At 41.5% G+C, this 17,799-nt stretch carries 15 protein-coding genes; 5 read left to right on the top strand and 10 right to left on the bottom strand.

Annotated elements, in window-relative coordinates; genetic code table 11:
- The first annotated feature begins 81 nt into the window (after window positions 1–81).
- From P2W82_RS12030 to P2W82_RS12020, 3 genes are read left to right on the top strand one after another with little or no spacing between them, the layout of a single operon-like run.
- Complete coding sequence (locus tag P2W82_RS12030; RefSeq protein ID WP_336516135.1) at window positions 82–633, top strand: RNA polymerase sigma factor; 552 nt, start codon at window positions 82–84, stop codon at window positions 631–633.
- 31 nt (window positions 634–664) lie between these two features.
- The gene (locus tag P2W82_RS12025) at window positions 665–1,417 is read left to right on the top strand and encodes a hypothetical protein (protein WP_336516134.1); all 753 of its coding nucleotides are present in this window, start codon (window positions 665–667) and stop codon (window positions 1,415–1,417) included.
- Window positions 1,418–1,427: 10 nt separating this feature from the next.
- Window positions 1,428–1,850, top strand: a complete 423-nt coding sequence (locus P2W82_RS12020) for a hypothetical protein (protein ID WP_336516133.1) — start codon at window positions 1,428–1,430, stop codon at window positions 1,848–1,850.
- Window positions 1,851–1,938: 88 nt separating this feature from the next.
- Here P2W82_RS12020 and P2W82_RS12015 read toward each other — a convergent pair whose 3' ends face one another.
- The 8 genes from P2W82_RS12015 to purD form a co-directional block, all read right to left on the bottom strand.
- A complete protein-coding gene (locus tag P2W82_RS12015) occupies window positions 1,939–2,679 on the bottom strand; it encodes a VWA domain-containing protein (RefSeq protein WP_336516132.1) in 741 nt (246 codons plus the stop codon).
- Window positions 2,663–3,457 carry an MBL fold metallo-hydrolase gene (locus P2W82_RS12010; RefSeq protein ID WP_336516131.1) on the bottom strand — a complete coding sequence of 265 codons (795 nt, stop codon included), beginning with the start codon at window positions 3,455–3,457 and terminating at the stop codon, window positions 2,663–2,665. The genes P2W82_RS12015 and P2W82_RS12010 overlap by 17 nt, the downstream gene beginning before the upstream one ends.
- 10 nt (window positions 3,458–3,467) lie before the next feature.
- A complete protein-coding gene (gene rodA / locus P2W82_RS12005) occupies window positions 3,468–4,805 on the bottom strand; it encodes a rod shape-determining protein RodA (RefSeq protein ID WP_336516130.1) in 1,338 nt (445 codons plus the stop codon).
- The gene (gene mrdA / locus P2W82_RS12000; RefSeq protein ID WP_336516129.1) at window positions 4,786–6,918 is read right to left on the bottom strand and encodes a penicillin-binding protein 2; all 2,133 of its coding nucleotides are present in this window, start codon (window positions 6,916–6,918) and stop codon (window positions 4,786–4,788) included. Before mrdA ends, rodA begins: the two co-directional genes overlap by 20 nt.
- A gap of 32 nt (window positions 6,919–6,950) precedes the next feature.
- The gene (gene mreD / locus P2W82_RS11995) at window positions 6,951–7,484 is read right to left on the bottom strand and encodes a rod shape-determining protein MreD (protein WP_336516128.1); all 534 of its coding nucleotides are present in this window, start codon (window positions 7,482–7,484) and stop codon (window positions 6,951–6,953) included.
- Entirely contained in the window at window positions 7,484–8,332 is an 849-nt protein-coding gene (gene mreC / locus P2W82_RS11990) for a rod shape-determining protein MreC (protein ID WP_336516127.1), read from the bottom strand. Before mreC ends, mreD begins: the two co-directional genes overlap by 1 nt.
- A gap of 73 nt (window positions 8,333–8,405) precedes the next feature.
- Entirely contained in the window at window positions 8,406–9,431 is a 1,026-nt protein-coding gene (locus P2W82_RS11985; RefSeq protein WP_336516126.1) for a rod shape-determining protein, read from the bottom strand.
- 196 nt (window positions 9,432–9,627) lie between these two features.
- A complete protein-coding gene (purD, locus tag P2W82_RS11980; RefSeq protein ID WP_336516125.1) occupies window positions 9,628–10,923 on the bottom strand; it encodes a phosphoribosylamine--glycine ligase in 1,296 nt (431 codons plus the stop codon).
- Between the two features lie 206 nt (window positions 10,924–11,129).
- Between purD and P2W82_RS11975 the strand changes: the two genes are divergently transcribed.
- Window positions 11,130–12,779, top strand: a complete 1,650-nt coding sequence (locus P2W82_RS11975; protein WP_336516124.1) for a peptide MFS transporter — start codon at window positions 11,130–11,132, stop codon at window positions 12,777–12,779.
- Window positions 12,780–12,998: 219 nt separating this feature from the next.
- Complete coding sequence (locus P2W82_RS11970) at window positions 12,999–15,041, top strand: OPT family oligopeptide transporter (protein ID WP_336516123.1); 2,043 nt, start codon at window positions 12,999–13,001, stop codon at window positions 15,039–15,041.
- On the opposite strand, the gene P2W82_RS11965 is transcribed toward P2W82_RS11970, so the two are convergent.
- Window positions 15,042–16,235, bottom strand: a complete 1,194-nt coding sequence (locus P2W82_RS11965; RefSeq protein ID WP_336516122.1) for a DUF1501 domain-containing protein — start codon at window positions 16,233–16,235, stop codon at window positions 15,042–15,044.
- 28 nt (window positions 16,236–16,263) lie between these two features.
- Window positions 16,264–17,706, bottom strand: a complete 1,443-nt coding sequence (locus tag P2W82_RS11960) for a DUF1800 domain-containing protein (protein ID WP_336516121.1) — start codon at window positions 17,704–17,706, stop codon at window positions 16,264–16,266.
- Between the last annotated feature and the right edge of the window lie 93 nt (window positions 17,707–17,799).

Below are 17,799 nucleotides of genomic sequence, written 5' to 3'. Positions count from 1 at the left end.
AAAGAAAAGATTAAACCTGTTAATTGAAAACCAGTCTTAGGATTGGTTTTTTTATTTTTATGCTGATCACAATTGAGAAGAATGGCATTAAATGAAGACGACCTGGTGCTTTTGCAGGAGTTTCGCGTGCCCGCTACCCGGGAAAAAGCTTATACTTCTATTATCCGCAAATACCAGGAAAAATTATACTGGCATATACGTCGCATGGTCGTAAATCACGAAGATGCAAATGACGTATTGCAAAATGTGTTTATAAAAGTATGGAAGGGACTGGACCAGTTCAGGGAAGACGCTCAGTTGTTTACCTGGTTGTACAGGATTGCAACAAATGAAAGTCTCAGTTTTCTCGAACAGCAAAAACGCAGAACTTCTGTATCGTTTGATGACGTAGCTGAAACCTTAGGAGATAAGCTCCAGGCGGAAAAGGGTTTTGATGCAAATAAAATTGAATGGAAACTGCAGGCCGCCATCCAGGAATTACCTGAAAAGCAAAAAGTGGTCTTCAATCTTAGATATTACGACGAAATGCCCTATGAGGAAATGAGCCAGATACTGGAAACATCGACCGGCGCATTAAAGGCAAGTTATCATCATGCGGTAAAGAAAATTGAAGATTACCTTTTAAATCGTTAAACTTTGAAAACCAACTTCTGTCTAAAAAATAATGAAAAATAATGCTGACATATTGAACGAATTGAGGTCGATCAGCCACCGTGTAGCCGAGGTCAGCGATAGCATGCCCTACCGGGTTCCGCCTGGTTATTTTGAGCAATTTCCTGATTCAGTTCTGAAACTTGTCAGGAAAGTAAATTTCAAAGTCGAATTTCCCAATGGTGAATTTTCAGCACTTAAAAATGCTACGGAAAATATTCTTGTAATTCCTTTTGATGTACCTGAGGGATATTTTGAAAGTTTTGCCGACAGGATGCTCGGAATGGTCAAATCAGAAAATGAAATCTATGCTGAATTAAAAGAATTGTCCCCTTTCCTTGCAGGCGTCCCTAAAACAAATCCTTTTTCTGCACCTGAAGGATATTTTAATAACCTGAAAGTGAACATACCTGAAAAGGTTGAGGAGAAACCGGCGGGAAAACTGATCAGCCTGAATACTTGGAAAAAATTCGCAGTAGCAGCAGCAGTCATTGGAATTATTTTTACAGGTGCCTTGTTTCTTTTTAAATCGAACGGAACATCTGAATCAAATCCGGATATCATTAGCATAAGCGCGATGGAAAATTTTTTAAACACTGATGATATGGATTTTCCTGCACCACCAATACCCGAATCTGAAGAACTGGCATTGCTTGATATAAATGAAAATACTATAGGCAGTTTACTGGAAACAGTGAATGATGCTGCTATAACAGAATTTATGAAAGATAACCCTGGGGCAGACATTTCAACATCTGTCAACTAATTCCCGAACGATGAAACGTATAGTGATTTTATTGCAATTAATTTGTCTGTCCTATGCAGGCTTCGCGCAGGTAGATGATCAGGCAGAAGGAAATGATTCGAAAAAAATTCAGGCGATGGAAGTTGCTTATATCACAAAAGAATTGAATCTATCCCCGGAAGAGGCAGAAAAATTCTGGCCAATCTTTAACAGGTATAGATCTGAAGTAAAAGCCATCGTTGCTGATAAATCAATTCCTGATCCACTATCAAGACAGCAAAAAATTCTGAATCTCAGGATAAAATACAGAGATCAGTTTATACCTATTCTCAATGCTTCACGCAGTAATAAAGTTTTCCCTGCAGTAGATCAATTCAGGCAGTTGGTCCGAAGAGAATTGCTTAAGCGACAAAATGAGCGACAGCAAATTAATCAGGGAAAAAGAGGTGGTTGATTTGAATTAATTTCCTAATTTTAACTTGGTGTTTTTCATAGGTTAGCAACGGCTGGCTCTGTCTAGGGCTAGCCTTTTTTGTTTATGATTATTTCGCCGACACCGTACCGGTAGAAGCGTTTTTCTTGATGTAGTTCAGTAGTTCTTCGAGATCTGAGTCTTCATTTACAAGGGAAACGACAGGCAATTGCAGCGTTTCCCGGATATACTCAGCTGCCATTGCCGAAGCACGATCTTTACCAACTACTACCGAGGTTAACCGAATTTCCGGATGGTCTTTTACAAGTGTGACTGTATATTTATTCAATACAAATTCACCATCTGTCACCAGCATTACTTCATTGTTAGCGCCTTTAATAAAGTGTTGCATCGCCAGCTCATATGCATACTGAATCCCGCCATTTACATTTGTTGCAGAGGCAATTGATCTTACACTTTTCAAAACAGCAGTGAGTGAGTCGGGAGTTGTAAGCGCACCGGTTGAATAAAGTAAGGTTACACTGTTACCGAAACTGATCAGGTGCACCTTATCAATCTTACGTAAACGCACGAGCAAAACTTCCATTGATTTTCGAAGTAAAACCATTTTGTTATCTCTGGACATACTATTACTGATGTCAAGCAGAAACACAATGTTACTCGCTGCAAATTTCTTTTCATCTAATTTTTGAACTGATGTATCAGTAATTTTTGTAATTACTGCAGTTGTTGTTGTATCTGTTTTCTTTTTTTTTTGTGCAATACTGAAGGTGCATAAAAAAGAAAAAGCTAATATTAAAATAAATCGCAGATACAATGAAGAAGCCTGTCTGTTACGACGCCATTTCATTTGCCTGGGAAGCTGTATATGAGGGTGATTTAAGATCATGATAAAACAAAAAGGTCCAGCCCTCCTGCTTTCCCTGTTCCCACCATTTTTGCCGCAGTTCCATCGCTCGCTTGCCATCATGATCGTATTTAGCTACAAAACGATTTTTCATCTGGTGAAGTTGTGGTGCTTCATCTCCACCAAAGAAAATCGTTTCGTCACCATCCCTGATCCAGAATACCTGGTGAAAAGGACTGTGACCACTACTGATCTGGTATTCAATATAGCCGTCAATTGTACCTTGATCGCCAAGTAGTACCACCTGGTCGTTATTTTCAAGGAACTCCAATTCATCTGGAATAAACGAGGGCAGCCCCTTATTTAATGCAAACGATAATTCCTTCTCATGAATATAATAGGTCGCGTTAGGAAATGAAGGCTGAAACTTTCCGGTTGCATTATTCAAAATGCCTGCGCCACCCGCATGATCTTTATGCAGATGAGTGAGTAATACTTTTGTTATTTCCAGTGGATCAATTCCAGCAGCATGCATCAACTGGTGTATTTGCAGTACACCATGCTGATCATGAAATCCTAATCCGGTGTCGAGTAATAAAAGGTCTTTTGACGTGCGGACGACAAATGATTGTATTTCTACCAAAAGACTGCCCCGGTTTCTCTCCTTCAGATTATCTGCATCTGTATCAAATGGTATGAATTGCTTGCTGCCGTCAATTGTAAATGATCCTTCTGAAAGTGGAATTACCTGCATGATATAAAATGTAAGTAAAGTTACCAACGTTGAACGTTTAACGTAAAACCATCTGGCGGTCAGCGTCAAGTCGGATTAATATAAAAACAAGAATGGTGAAAGTGATCAATGCGGTTCCGCCATAGCTCATGAATGGTAGCGGAATTCCGATTACGGGGACAAGACCCACCGTCATTCCGATATTGATCATCACGTGAAAGAAGATGACTGCAGCGACTCCGTAAGCATAGCATCGGCTGAATGTGCTTCGCTGACGTTCCGCAATAAAAATGATCCGAAACAACATGAACAGATATAACATCAGCAATACGGTACTTCCTGCAAAACCGAATCCCTCCCCGACGGTACAAAAGATAAAATCCGTTCGCTGTTCCGGTACAAAATCGTAGCGCGTCTGAGTTCCTTTCAACAAACCTTTTCCCATAAAGCCACCGGACCCAATCGCAATTTTACTCTGGCGGACATTATATGAACTCGCTTTTTTCTTCTCTTCAATTTTTTTAATATCCTCCTCAGTCATCGTTTTGGGATCAACTTTAAAATCCCTTCCTACTGTTGCATAGATGCGTTGAACCTGGTATGGTTTCAAAACTTTGTTGAAGAAGAATGGAACGGCAAATCGTTGTATTCCCACGCACACAAGCCAGATCGCTCCAATAAGAACAAGCAATTCCCTGTTGCGTCTGATCTGTTTTCGCAGGAAGTAAATAGTTGCGAGTGCTATTATTGTGAGAAAGATCGCCAGATGGTTGGGATCCAGCAATAAGGTTGCTATCACCAAAGCAGCCAGCGAAAAACCGATAACGAGAACGGCTGAAGGTAAACCTTCGCGGTACATTACCAGGAAGAAAGAAAAGTACACGAGTGCCAGACCGGTTTCTTTCTGCATAATTGAGATAACAGCTGGCGTGAGTACCAGCGCCGTTGCGATCAGCTGTGATCGCAATTTGCTGAAGTCAGTTTCTACACGCGACAGATATTTGGCAAGAGCCAGATTAACAAAAATCTTACATATTTCTGCAGGCTGAATCTGAAATCCCGAAAAACGGATGATCGATTCCGTTCCTTTTACTTCCGTATGAAATGGGAACACCAATAGTAACAACAGGATACCAAAAGCATAAAACAAATTTGCTGTTGCAGTAAAAAATTTACTGTCAGTTAATAGTATTACTGTTCCTAATATCAGGCTGAAAACAAAAAACAATGCTTGTTTGCCGTAATCGGTTCTGAAACTGATAAACCCCTGTAATATATTTTCGTTGCGGTAGGTTGCAGCAAAAATGCTTACGATCCCGATACACACCAGGATAAAATAAATCCAGAAAAGTACCCAGTCGATACCTTTTGATATTTCAGGTTTTCTTACGCTCATTATTGGTCAGTATCGCTACTGGTTTTGAAGTATCAGGTTTTTTATCTTTTGGATCAGAACTGTCTTTTTTAGGGAGAATATTGTTTCTGATAGGTTGTTGCGGTGCCTCCTTACGAATATTGATGTCCAACGTAGGTTTTTCAGGTGCAGCAGGTAATGAATTATGAAGCACTGAGCTATCACCCATTTCAAGGGCGAGACGAACCCTGCGCAATGAATCAAGTCGCATTCTCTTTTGTTTCACTATCGGGAGAATAATTTCTTTCGCTGAAATCCTTTCCACTTCTTTCAATCTTTCTGTTCTGATAGTATCATTCAGGAATTTCTCCATAAGAATCGAAGCGACCGGTCCGGCCCAGGTAGCACCATACCCGGCATTTTCAACGATTACGGCTATTGCTATTTTGGGGTCCTCTCTTGGAGCGAAACATACAAACCAGGAATGATCTTCGAGTTTTTCTCTCTTTCCGTTTATGATTCCAAAGTTTTCTGCCGTGCCTGTTTTTGCAGCAACATTAATTCCCTCCAGTTTTGCAATTCTTGCAGTACCATGATCAACAACATCCTGCATTCCCAACTGCACTACTTCATAAACTTCTTTCGGAATGTGCGTTACTTCATGTTTAACCTTAAACGGATTAAGAATGGTATCAGCTTCACCTTTACCATCAATCTCTTTTACAAAATGCGGTGTATAGTAGTATCCACCGTTGGCGATGATACACATCAGGTTAGCCATTTGTAAAGGGCTTGCAGTCATTTCACCTTGTCCGATACCAAGAAAGACGTTGGTACAACTGTTCCAGGAATTTCGATAAAGCTTATTATAAAACGATGTATCAGCAATCAAACCACCTTTCTCACTTGGTAAATCGACACCCAGACGAACGCCCAGTCCGAATGAATTAGCATATTGTTTCCATTTGGTATATCCTGCATCAATATTATCAAACTGTGGATTGTCGACAGCAAGGCGATAAATATGCGAGAAATAGGAATTGCATGAATTTGCCAAAGCGCGACGCAGATCAGATGCGTGACCTCCACCAGCGTGAGTACATTTGATAGGACGGCGGCATCCATAGTAAGCTCCCGAGCACGGATAACCGTAACTGGGTGTAATCACTCCTTCGTCAAGTGCGATTATTGCGCCCATAGGTTTCACAGTAGATCCCGGAGGATAGACACCTTGAATTGCCCTGTTAAATAATGGTCGTGCAGTATCTGTGAGCAGCCATGAAAAATTTCTTCTTCTCTCAGAACCCGTCAGCAGATTCGGATCATAGGAGGGCCCGCTTGCCATGGCAATGATCCCACCGGTTTTAGGTTCAAGGGCAACAACAGCTCCGAGTTTATTACTCATCAGCTTTTCCGCCAGCACCTGGATGTCGATATCAAGATAAGTACGAAGATTACGCCCAGCTATAGCAGCAGTATCATACTTCCCATTATTGTAACTGCCAACAATACGGTTGTGATTGTCTTTGATCTGCTGACGTATACCACGTTGGCCCATCAGGATAGATTCATAATATCTTTCCAATCCCGTCAGTCCAAGATAATCACCCATCTGGTAGTAATAATTTGTCCGGCGTAAAATCGAGGAATCAACTTCACCGATATAACCCAACAAATGTGCAGCTGCTTTTTGAGGATAAGAACGGATGGGCCTGTCCTGTAAATAGAAACCAGGTTCAAAACGATAAATATTTTCCTGTAACTTAACAAACTTGGCTACCGGAAGACTTGCCTCAAATACCGATGGTCTGTACCGTCCGTTTTTGATGATTGCAGTAATGAGTTTCTGACGGAACTCCGAAGTATCAATACCAAGTATATTGCACAACCCTATCGTATCAATGCCTTTGAGTTGTGTAGGCAGGATCATGAGGTCATGTGTAAGTGTATTTTCAAGAATTGCTTTTCCGTTGCGATCAAAAATAATTCCGCGATCAGGGTAGATCACTTTACGATCGACCGCATTGCTCATTGCCAGTGCCTCAAATTCCGGAGAGAGCACCTGCAATAGAAATAAACGCACGACCAGTATGACAAAAGTTGCCAAAATGATCAGCCGGATTACATTCTGCCTGGATTGATTAAATACGGACATTGAACTATTGGATAAAAGCCATTGTAAAATTATCAGGCAACATTGGTTCTATAACGCGATTTCCGATTAAATAACATTTCTGTAATCGCTATTAATAATAAGCTTATCCCTGTGGAAGCAAGTACTTTTCCGAAAAAGTAAAGGATATTCCCCACTTCCAAAAACTCCAGGAATACCAGATATGCGTGATGAACAAACGTGAGCAGTAATACGTAGGTAGCATAAGGCATCAATCCCATGCTGGTAACAGAAGGTTCTGCATAACTGATCTCCACTGCTTCCTTCGGTCTTAATAAACCAATCAGAAAACTACGCAGGTACGCAATCAGGGTACAGGCAGCTGCATGCAGGCCCGGTGTATGCGTAAAAAAATCAAGCGTTAATCCGAAAACAAAGCCCAGCAATGATAATCCCAGCCGCGGTATTCTGAACGGCAGCCAGAGTATAAACAGAAAGTAGAGATATGGAGTAATAAACCGATGAAGCGGATTGATCTTATCCAGGATCAATACCTGGACAAGTATGAAAACAAAAAAACGGATAATATTTTTAAGCAGATCGCTCATCAGTTCTTTTTAATGGATTTTTCCAGTGCTTCCAGTTCTTCTCTTTGCAGATTCTTAACGACGAAAGCATTTTGTATTCTGAAAAAATCAGTTGCCGTTTTCACTTTAAGCTTGTAAGAGCCCGAACTTTCATCATTTCCTACTTCCTCGACGATTCCGATCACATATCCTGGCGGATACTTGTCAGAAAACTGGCTGGTTACCACTGTATCTCCTTTTTGAATCTGTACTGTTTTAGGAACTTTCATTAATGTAACAAAATGTGGGTTGGATCCTTCCCATGATATTTCTCCAAAGCCACTGCCTTTTTTCATGACCGCCACTACTTTGGATTGCCGGTGAAGTAAACTCATCACAACACTCATATTCTTACTGACATTGACAACTGTTCCGATAATACCTGATGGACCAACCACAGCCATATTTGGAGTAACACCCTGAGCTGATCCCCTTTGTAACATGAGGTAGTTCTGTTGAGTGTTCACAGAATTACTGATCACTTTTGCCGGAAGGAACAAAAATTTACGATATTGTTCAAGTGAATCGATGCGTATCGTATCAGAAATGAATTGTTGCGACGAATCGGGCCAGGAAAAGTCTGCCTTTAATTTATTGAGCAGTTCAGCATTCTGCTGTCGCAGCGCCTCGTTCTCCTTTTTTAATGCGAAATAATTCTCAACCGAATTAAATCGTGAATTGACCGATCCCGTAATCTCATTTGAAAATTCATCGAATACAGACTCGTGAAATTTATTGAACCTGAACAAAATCATCAGGGCAACAACCTGCAATGCAAGAAAAAAAACGAGGTTAAAATACCGGCGTATGAATAGAAAAACATTACGCATCTGGTCTCCCTGCTGTGATTAGAGGATTTTTTATTCGGAATTAATGCTATGGCGCAAACGGTGCTGAAAAATTCTAACGCATCACAAATGGATAACGCTGATAATTTTTCAGTGCTATGCCTGTTCCGCGAACTACGCTTTTCAGCGGATCGTCAGCAATATGAACAGGTAATTTGATTTTTTGACTTAATCTTTTGTCCAGGCCTTTCAGCAATGCTCCACCACCGGTGAGGTACAAACCACGACGGTAGATATCACCTGCCAGTTCGGGAGGAGTTGTTTCCAGTGCTTTCAGGATGGCTTCTTCGATTTTAAAAATGGATTTATCCAGCGCTTCAGCGATTTCCTGGTAGCTCACCATGATCTGCTTGGGTATACCGGTTACAAGATCGCGGCCATTTACAGGAATGTCATCTGGCGGAATTTCCAGGTCTTTCATCGCTGCACCGATCTGGATCTTGATCTGCTCAGCAGTTCTTTCACCGATCAGCAAGCTGTGATAACGGCGAAGTGCTTCCATGATATCTGCAGTGAACTCATCACCCGCAATACGTATCGACTGATCACAGACGATACCCGCCAGGGCGATCACAGTAATACCTGTTGTTCCACCGCCGATATCAATGATCATGTTTCCTACAGGTTCTTCTACATCGATACCGATACCCAGTGCCGCAGCCATTGGCTCATGCAAAAGATACACTTCTTTCGCTCCTGCCTGTTCGGCACTGTCACGTACAGCCCTTTTTTCTACCTCGGTAATACTTGACGGTATACAGATCATCATTCTCCAGCTGGGCGGGAATAATGGTTTTTTAGGATAGATCATTTTGATCATCTCCCTGATCATTAACTCTGCAGCGTTGAAATCGGCGATAACACCATCTTTGAGCGGCCTGACCGTACGGATACTCTCATGTGTTTTTTCGTGCATCATGAGCGCTTTTTTACCTACGGCAAGTACTGTCTTGGGGTTGTTGCGGTCCAGTGCAACTATCGAAGGTTCGTTTACTACAATCTCGTCGTTATGAATGATAAGGGTATTGGCTGTTCCTAAATCAATCGCAATTTCTTGGGTAAACCAGTTAAACAGTCCCATTTTCTCTCCTGATATTGGTTTTTGAGTGTAATGGCAGCAAAATTGATGCAAATTATCCGAATAACAACGACAAATTGTTGAGTTTATTTACTTTAGGTCAACAATAATTTAAATGTCGGTTTGAACAAGTCCGGCACACAAACAAGACTTGACCAGATTAGATCTCAAACGAAATATCAGAAGGAATAAAAGAACTTTAATTTTCTTCCCCGTGTTTAAACTCAAACCCGATATCCTTTCGGTAATACATGCCTTCAAAACTGATAAACTCCAGTATTTTCAATGCTCTTCTCACGGCCTCCGGAATTCCGGCTCCGTAAGCTGTAACAGTTAAAACCCTGCCCCCTTTGGTCAGTATTTTCTCGCCGTCGACTGTCGTTCCCGCATGAAAAACCAAAACATCATCCTCATTCAACACATCCAGGCCGTCAATTTCAAAACCGGTCTCATAATTCCCGGGATAGCCTCCACTCACAGCCATCACCGTAGCCGCAGCACGCTCATCAATTTCAAGTTTTATGTCTTTCAGCTTCGTTTTTGCAACCGCGTCAAAAATTTCAACTAAATCATTTTTGATACGCGGCAGCACAACCTCTGTTTCAGGATCACCAAGCCTGCAATTGTATTCAATTACATAAGGTTCATTATCCACGCTGATCAACCCGATAAATACAAAACCTTTGTAATCCAGCTGATCCTGTTGAAGACCTTTTATTGTCGGCTCAATAATGCGTTCCTTTACTTTTTTCATAAACAGCTCATCGGCAAAAGGCACAGGACTTACAGCACCCATTCCTCCGGTATTGAGACCAGTATCACCAATTCCTATTTTCTTATAATCCTTAGCTTCGGGAAGTATCAGGTAGTCTTTACCGTCAGTTAATACAAATACACTTAACTCAACACCTCTCAGAAATTCCTCTACCACTACTTTTTTACCTGCATCCCCGAACTTTGCCTGCTGAAGCATCAACTCGAACTCAGCCATCGCTTCCACATGATTTTGTGCAATGATTACTCCTTTTCCTGCTGCGAGTCCATCAGCTTTTAATACTATTGGCAAACTGTGTTCAGTGAGGTAACTTACCCCTTCAGTATAGTTTTCATTATCAAATTCCTTATAACCAGCCGTTGGAATATTATGACGGTTCATGAATCTTTTTGCAAATGCCTTGCTTCCCTCAAGCATTGCTGCTTCCCCGGATGGCCCGATGACAGGAATAGTTTTGAGATCTGCATCAGCAGCAAAAAAATCATAGATCCCCTTAACCAACGGTTCTTCGGGACCAACAATCACCATGTCAATTCCGTTTGAAACGCAGAGATTTTTGACAGCCTCAAAATCAGTAGGATTTACAGCTACATTGGTACCACACAACGCAGTACCCGCATTACCGGGTGCAATAAACAGAGCAGAAGTAAGGGGGCTTTGAGCGATCTTCCAGGCCAGCGCATGTTCGCGACCACCAGCACCCAGCAAAAGGATATTCATACAGAAAATTTCAAATGTGTGCTTTCAGCTTTTTCTAAACCGGCAAATTTCGATATGCGGGTTATCAGAATTGCGAATTTAGTTATCCGACAGTTCTTTAAACGCTTTTTTTGTGACGAATGGCTGTGACTTCCAGAGAAAATAAATCCTTACTTTAGCCGCTATTCCTTAGCCAAAAATATTAATGCGTTAATAAACAGAACCCCATGAGTAAGACGGAATCCAAAGGGCACCCTGCCGGCCTATATGTTTTGTTCGGGATTGAAATGTGGGAAAGATTTAATTACTATGGGATGCGTGCTATCCTGATCTATTTCATGACAGATGCGCTGATGTACGCCAAACCCTTTGCTTCGGTTCTGTATGGCGGTTATACAAGTCTGATATACCTCACACCACTGATTGGTGGTTATTTTGCAGACCGATACTGGGGAAACAAAAGATCGATTGTTTTCGGTGGAATTGTAATGGCTATTGCCGAGCTCGTATTATTTGTTTGTGCGAGTACATATCACAGCTCTCCGGAAATGTCCACCTGGTTATTTTATATAGGTCTTGGAGGAATGATTGCGGGCAATGGTTTCTTTAAGCCGAACATATCTTCCATGGTGGGTCAGTTATATTATCCAGGCGACAGAAGATCGGATTCTGCCTATACCATCTTTTATATGGGAATAAATGTCGGTGGTATGCTGGGGCCGTTTATTTGTGGTCTTGTAGGAAACACCGGCGATCCCGCCGATTTCAAATGGGGATTTCTTGCCGGTTCAATAGCCATGGTACTGAGTGTGATAACGCTGAAGATCTTCCAGAAAAAATACATCATCTCCCCGGAAAACAAACCTGTTGGCGATACACCGGAACACATGGTCAATCATCCGTCACCTCTGAAAAGTCGTGTATCCTTCCCTGTTATGCTAGGGCTGTTCGGCCTGATTGCTTTTGCCATGGGTTTATTGTATCTCCATGCAAATAACATACTGAGCATATCCTGGTTATTACTCGTTTCCCTGGCGATTATTCTTTATGTTATTTTTTCAGATAAAACACTTACCAAAATCGAACGTGACAGGGTGATTGCTATTTTTGTGGTTTCATTTTTCGTCGTTTTTTTCTGGAGCGCATATGAACAAACCGGTGCTTCCCTTGCATTTTTTGCGGCTGAACAAACCAATCTGCACATCAATGCTATTGATTATAACGTACCGCCCAGCTGGTTTCAATCCATTAATTCATTTTTCATATTGATATTTGCTCCGCTGTTCGCCTGGATGTGGTTAAAACTGGGAAGCAGGAAACTCGAACCCAGTTCTCCCGCAAAAATGGCCATCGGTCTTTTTCTTGTTGCAGCAGGTTATCTCTGGATTGCTTATGGTGTAAAAGATGTTGCTCCCAATGTAAAGGTGAGTATGATGTGGCTTACAGTCATGTATGCCCTGCATACCTGGGGTGAGCTTTGCTTATCTCCCATCGGATTATCATTGGTAAACAAACTCGCGCCAATCAAATTCGCCTCGCTGCTGATGGCAGTTTGGTTTATGGCCAATGCTGCCGCAAATGTATTTGCAGGAAAACTGAGTGCGTTGTATCCGCCCGGCCCGGCTGAATTAAAAAAAGCTTCTGATGCGGGAATCGATCTTCAATCTATTCTTGATAAAAAAATTGCGCTTACTCCCGAACTAACAGAGAAACTCACAAACCTGGAAATACCAACATCTTATTCTTCGTTTCTGGGATTTCAGATTCATACACTGTATGATTTTTTCATGCTGTTTGTTGTGATGTCGGCCATTGCTTCATTCGTACTTTTTGTATTGGTGAAATGGTTATTGAGGAAGATGCATGGCATGAGGTGATACAGGCAGGAGTAAAGAGGCAGAAGGCAGGAGGAAACGGCCGGGCAAGAGGTTTTTCTGCAGGGAGAAGGCATACCCTTTTCCTGCAAAGAAAATATAGTTCCGTCATCTGAATTTATGTTGATCATGTGGCTGGGCTTTCGGCGTTTGTCGTTATTCAACTCCTGACTATCAACTACAGACTTTTTCCTATCTTTCTTTTACAACCAAAACAGCGCTATGTCAGACAAAACCTTCAGGCCCTTTGTTGCTCCGGAAGTAAACATGAAAGAATTCACGCTGAAAGCCGTGCTCGTGGGTTCAGCATTTGGAATCATCTTCGGTGCATCTACAGTATATCTTGCTTTGAAAGCGGGTCTTACAGTTTCAGCATCCATACCTATCGCCGTAATCGCCATCGCTTTAAGTAAGCTGTTCTTACGTACTACCATACTCGAAAACAATATTATACAAACGACAGGATCTGCAGGAGAAAGTATTGCAGCGGGAGTTGTGTTTACATTGCCCGGGTTTTTATTTCTCAGCGAAAAAAGCAGTGGTGAATACTTTAATTATGTGACGATACTAACACTTGCTGTATTTGGTGGTGTACTCGGTACATTAATGATGATCCCTTTGCGAAGAGCATTGATAGTGAAAGAACATGAAGCTTTGCCTTATCCCGAAGGAACGGCCTGCGCTTCTGTACTGAAAGCGGGGGAAAAAGGAGGAGATTTTGCGAAGACAGCATTCTTAGGATTGGGATTCGCGTTCATTTATGCATTTCTTCAAAAAATAGTTCATCTCATCGCTGAAACCCCTTTCTATATTACAAAACAAACAAATAAATATTTTCCATCAGCAAAAATCAGCGGTGAAATAACGCCGGAATACCTTGGCGTAGGATATATCATCGGTCCAAAAATAGCAGGTATACTTGTAGCCGGCAGTGTACTGACATGGTTTGTATTTAATCCGTTATTGGCATCTGTTGTTCCCGCAGATACTATCGCACTTCAGTTGATCAAACTCGGTTATCTCAAAGATATTAATACGCCTGGCGGCCAGGGTGGCTGGGATCCCTTAACACATACGTTTAATGATTATTCAGTAGCTATATATCGGGCATATGTCAGGCAGATTGGCGCGGGAGCAGTAGCAGCAGGCGGGTTTATCACATTATTCAAAACAATACCGACGATTATAGCATCTTTCAAAGGAAGTGTAGGTTCATTAAAAGACCGAAACAATACTGTTGCAGTTGAAACCAAAAGAACAGAAAGAGATCTTTCCATAAAAATTGTAGGTATCGGAAGTATCGTGCTGGTTTTATTGATGACAATACTTCCGCAGGTGCCGGGGGATACCATTTTCAGCAAACTTCTGCTCGGTGTACTGGTTGTAATTTTCGGTGCATTCTTCGTTACAGTTTCGTCACGAATAGTCGGTCTGATCGGATCTTCAAATAATCCGATCTCAGGAATGACCATCGCTACGATTATGGGTACATGTCTTGTATTTATTGCGATTGGATGGACTGGTAAAGTTTATGAACCCATGGCGCTGGTTGTTGGTGGAATGATTTGTATTGCTGCTGCAAATGCCGGTACTACATCACAGGATCTGAAAACAGGATTTCTGGTTGGAGCGACACCAAAGTATCAGCAGATGGCATTGTTCATTGGTGCGATCGTATCGTCCATCGCGATAGGGTTTACTGTAAAAATCCTGGACACACCAACTGCTGAAATGCTGAAGCAGGGCATTCAGCATGCCATTGGTACTGACAAATATTCTGCGCCACAGGCAACACTTATGGCAACCTTGATCAAGGGGATATTATCGTTTAACCTTGACTGGCAGTTTGTACTTGTGGGTGTGGCTATCGCGATAACCATGGAGCTTTGTGGTATTAAAGCGTTAAGTTTTGCTATTGGTATTTATCTGCCATTGGCAACAACACTTCCCATATTTGTGGGTGGAGCGATCCGTGGCGTTGTCGATCGCAGATTTAAAAAGATCCATGCCGCTGAAGAGGAAGAAGAAGATCTACGTAAAGGAAATCTTTTCGCTACCGGGCTTGTTGCAGGCGGTGCATTGGCAGGTGTTATTATTGCATTTTTATTTGCAAAAGATTCCGTGAATAAATCTCTGCAAAAAATCAGTGTCGAACACCAATTAACGGAATCGCTGGGAATAAACGGATATTTTGCCCTCGGCACACTTGCATTTGCAATAATGGCATTTACTTTATATCGTGTTGCTTTAAAAAGAAATACCTGATCAGATAAACCGAAGATAATTTGATGAACGATTGAGAATTCCTTTATCGTCTGCACTCAACCATTGTCTTAATACAATTGCATAAACATCACGGAAGTCCACGTTGTATTTCAGATCGCCATCCTGGAGGTTCTGTAAGTCTGGCATTGCATTGATAAAGCCCTTTTGTTTCAATCCGCCTCCAATGAAAAACATATTATTTGCTGTACCATGATCTGTACCATTACTGGCATTTTGTGCAACCCTTCTCCCGAATTCGGAAAAGGTAAATAGCAATACATTATCAAACCTGTTTTGCTTTTTTAAATCGGATGTAAATGCTGCTACAGCATCATTCAAATCTTTAAACAATCTCTGTTGCAAACTTGCCTGTCCGGCATGAGAATCGAAGCTTCCTATTTCTGCGTAATAAACTTTTGTATTGATATCACTGTTGATCAGTCCGGAAATATGTTTAAGACTCTGACCCAGTTTTGTTTGTGGATATGTATGAGATGAAGGTCGGAGTTTGCTTTGTTCAAAAATATATCCTGCGGTTGAAACTGTTGATGCCATCGTCTTGTAGAGATATGCAGCAGCTGATTCCAGTTGAGGAACATTGGCAGTGGTTGCAAGTTCTTCATAAAACCTGTCACGCGCAGTATTGAACAAACGCTTTGGATCCCTCAATGCGATTCCCTTATTCCATTTGCCTTTTAACGCGAGTCCAAGTGTATCATCAAGTTCGAGTATCTGAGAGGGGTGATCACATCCACTACACATCGCATCGAGATAGCGACCCAGCCATCCTGTTGTTAAATACTCATTACTTGCACTCGCACTATGCCATATATCCATACTACGGAAATGCGATCGATCAGGGTTCGGGTATCCGACATTGCTAAGAATAGCAAGGCTGCCTTCGTTGTACAATTCCCTGAATGCGGGTAAAGATGAATGTATGGAAGCTTCGTCATTCAACGACAGAGCATCGGCAGGTTTAATTCCAATACCGGGTCTTGATTTATAATAGATATCATTGCGCACCGGGATCACGGTGTTCAGGCCATCGTTTCCGCCAGATAACTGAATGATCACCAAAACCTTTTGTCCGTCCTTTTCTATTCCTGGTTGTTCCCAGGCTTTCAAAAACCGGGGTACCAGTATAGAGCCGGTAAACAACGCCGATCCTTCTAAAAACTTTCTTCTTTTCATTGCCGTTGCGTTTTTAAATCGTTTGAACTCAACAAAGCTGGTAATCCGGAGTACTCATCAGTTTAATAGTCAGCGAACGAATATATTCTTCGCGTGAACTTCTGTTTACATGCTTTTCAAGTACGGCCTGGTCTAAATGATCTTTGATTAGTATTGATGATCTGACAGCATTCATCAGTTTGTCCCTTGAAATCATTTCGAAGTGCTTCGTGTATGCAACCCAGTCAGCATGAAGAGAGAGTTTATTACTTATGCCATTACTGCCCGATTTTATTTTTTCGACATTAGCAGGTCTTCCCATTTCCAGGTCATCATCGTTTTTAGGATTTCCCAGATCAACAGTATTTCCATTCAACAGAATGGGAAACCGTAAGCGATACATCAAAGTTGAACTATCAATCCAGTTAGTACCTCCCGGCCATCCTGCAACATTGGGAGGGAAAAAGATTACCTGTCCCAAAAGTTTTTGCATGATCAACTGCCAGTCTTTCTGACTTTCATCCAGATTTATCGTCCTGCGTATTCCGATAATCCATTCGACAGGTGACTTAATTTTATTTCCCGAAATCTTTTCTTCATAAAACCAGGTGGAAGTAAAAATGGATGCCAGTAATACCGGTATTGAGTAAGATGATGAATAAAAATCATCACTGATTTTTTGAACTATTTTTTCAGAAGGTATTGAGCCTGCAAAAAAGCCGATTGCCTTTTCTGTAATGAATCTTGCCGTTTGTTTTTGTTTCAAAATAATTGCAATGATATCCTCACCGGAAAAGTTCCCACTTTCACCGAGAAATGTTTTTTGGTCGCCATCATGCAGTGCAGCCCTGAAAACAAATTCACCACCCGGTTTAAAACCCCAGCCCGTAAATGCGCGCGCACTTTCCTTCACATCCTGTTCAGTATAATTTCCGTGACCGAGAGTAAAAAGTTCCATTAATTCACGCGCGAAATTTTCGTTGGGCTTTTTCTTCCTGTTTTGCTGATTATTCAGAAAAGAAAGCATCGCTGCACTTTTGGAAACTTCAATGAGTAGTGTTTTAAAATCCCCTAATGCATGTGTACGAATAATATGAAGTAGTTCCTGTTGGTGAAGAATATTATTCACCCTGCACGCAAAATGCCCATGCCAGAAAAGTGCAACTTTCTCTCTTAATTGTGCCGGACTGTTGGTCATTTCATCCAACCACAGGAGATTTAATTTTTTGAATCCTTCCCGATTCAGTTTTCTCAGTTTTGCTTTTTGTTCATTGGTCAATGTGTTTATTCCAGACCGCATCATTTCGCCCTTTTCAATTCCAAGTGAAGTAGCAGTGACAACAATGAGCTGTTGTAACTCCCCTTGTGATTTTTGAAATAAATCTTTATAAATGTCCTGAGGTGATTTATTACCTGGGTAATGGAGATCTTGGAAAGAGGGGCCAAAGCCTGCGCGCCACAACAGATGCTGCTGATTCTTTTGGGAATTCATTTGACGGAATTGCATTCAGAAGTTTCGACGAATTGCGATGCGTTTGGTTTAATCCGAGCCAGCAACAAACCTGGCAGGTCTAAGACCTGCCAG

Origin of the sequence: Pollutibacter soli (assembly GCA_029269725.1) — a bacterium.
GTDB classification, from domain to species: domain Bacteria; phylum Bacteroidota; class Bacteroidia; order Chitinophagales; family Chitinophagaceae; genus Pollutibacter; species Pollutibacter soli.
The sequence above is the reverse complement of the archived record's forward strand: the minus strand, read 5'-3'. Positions and strand labels throughout refer to the sequence as shown.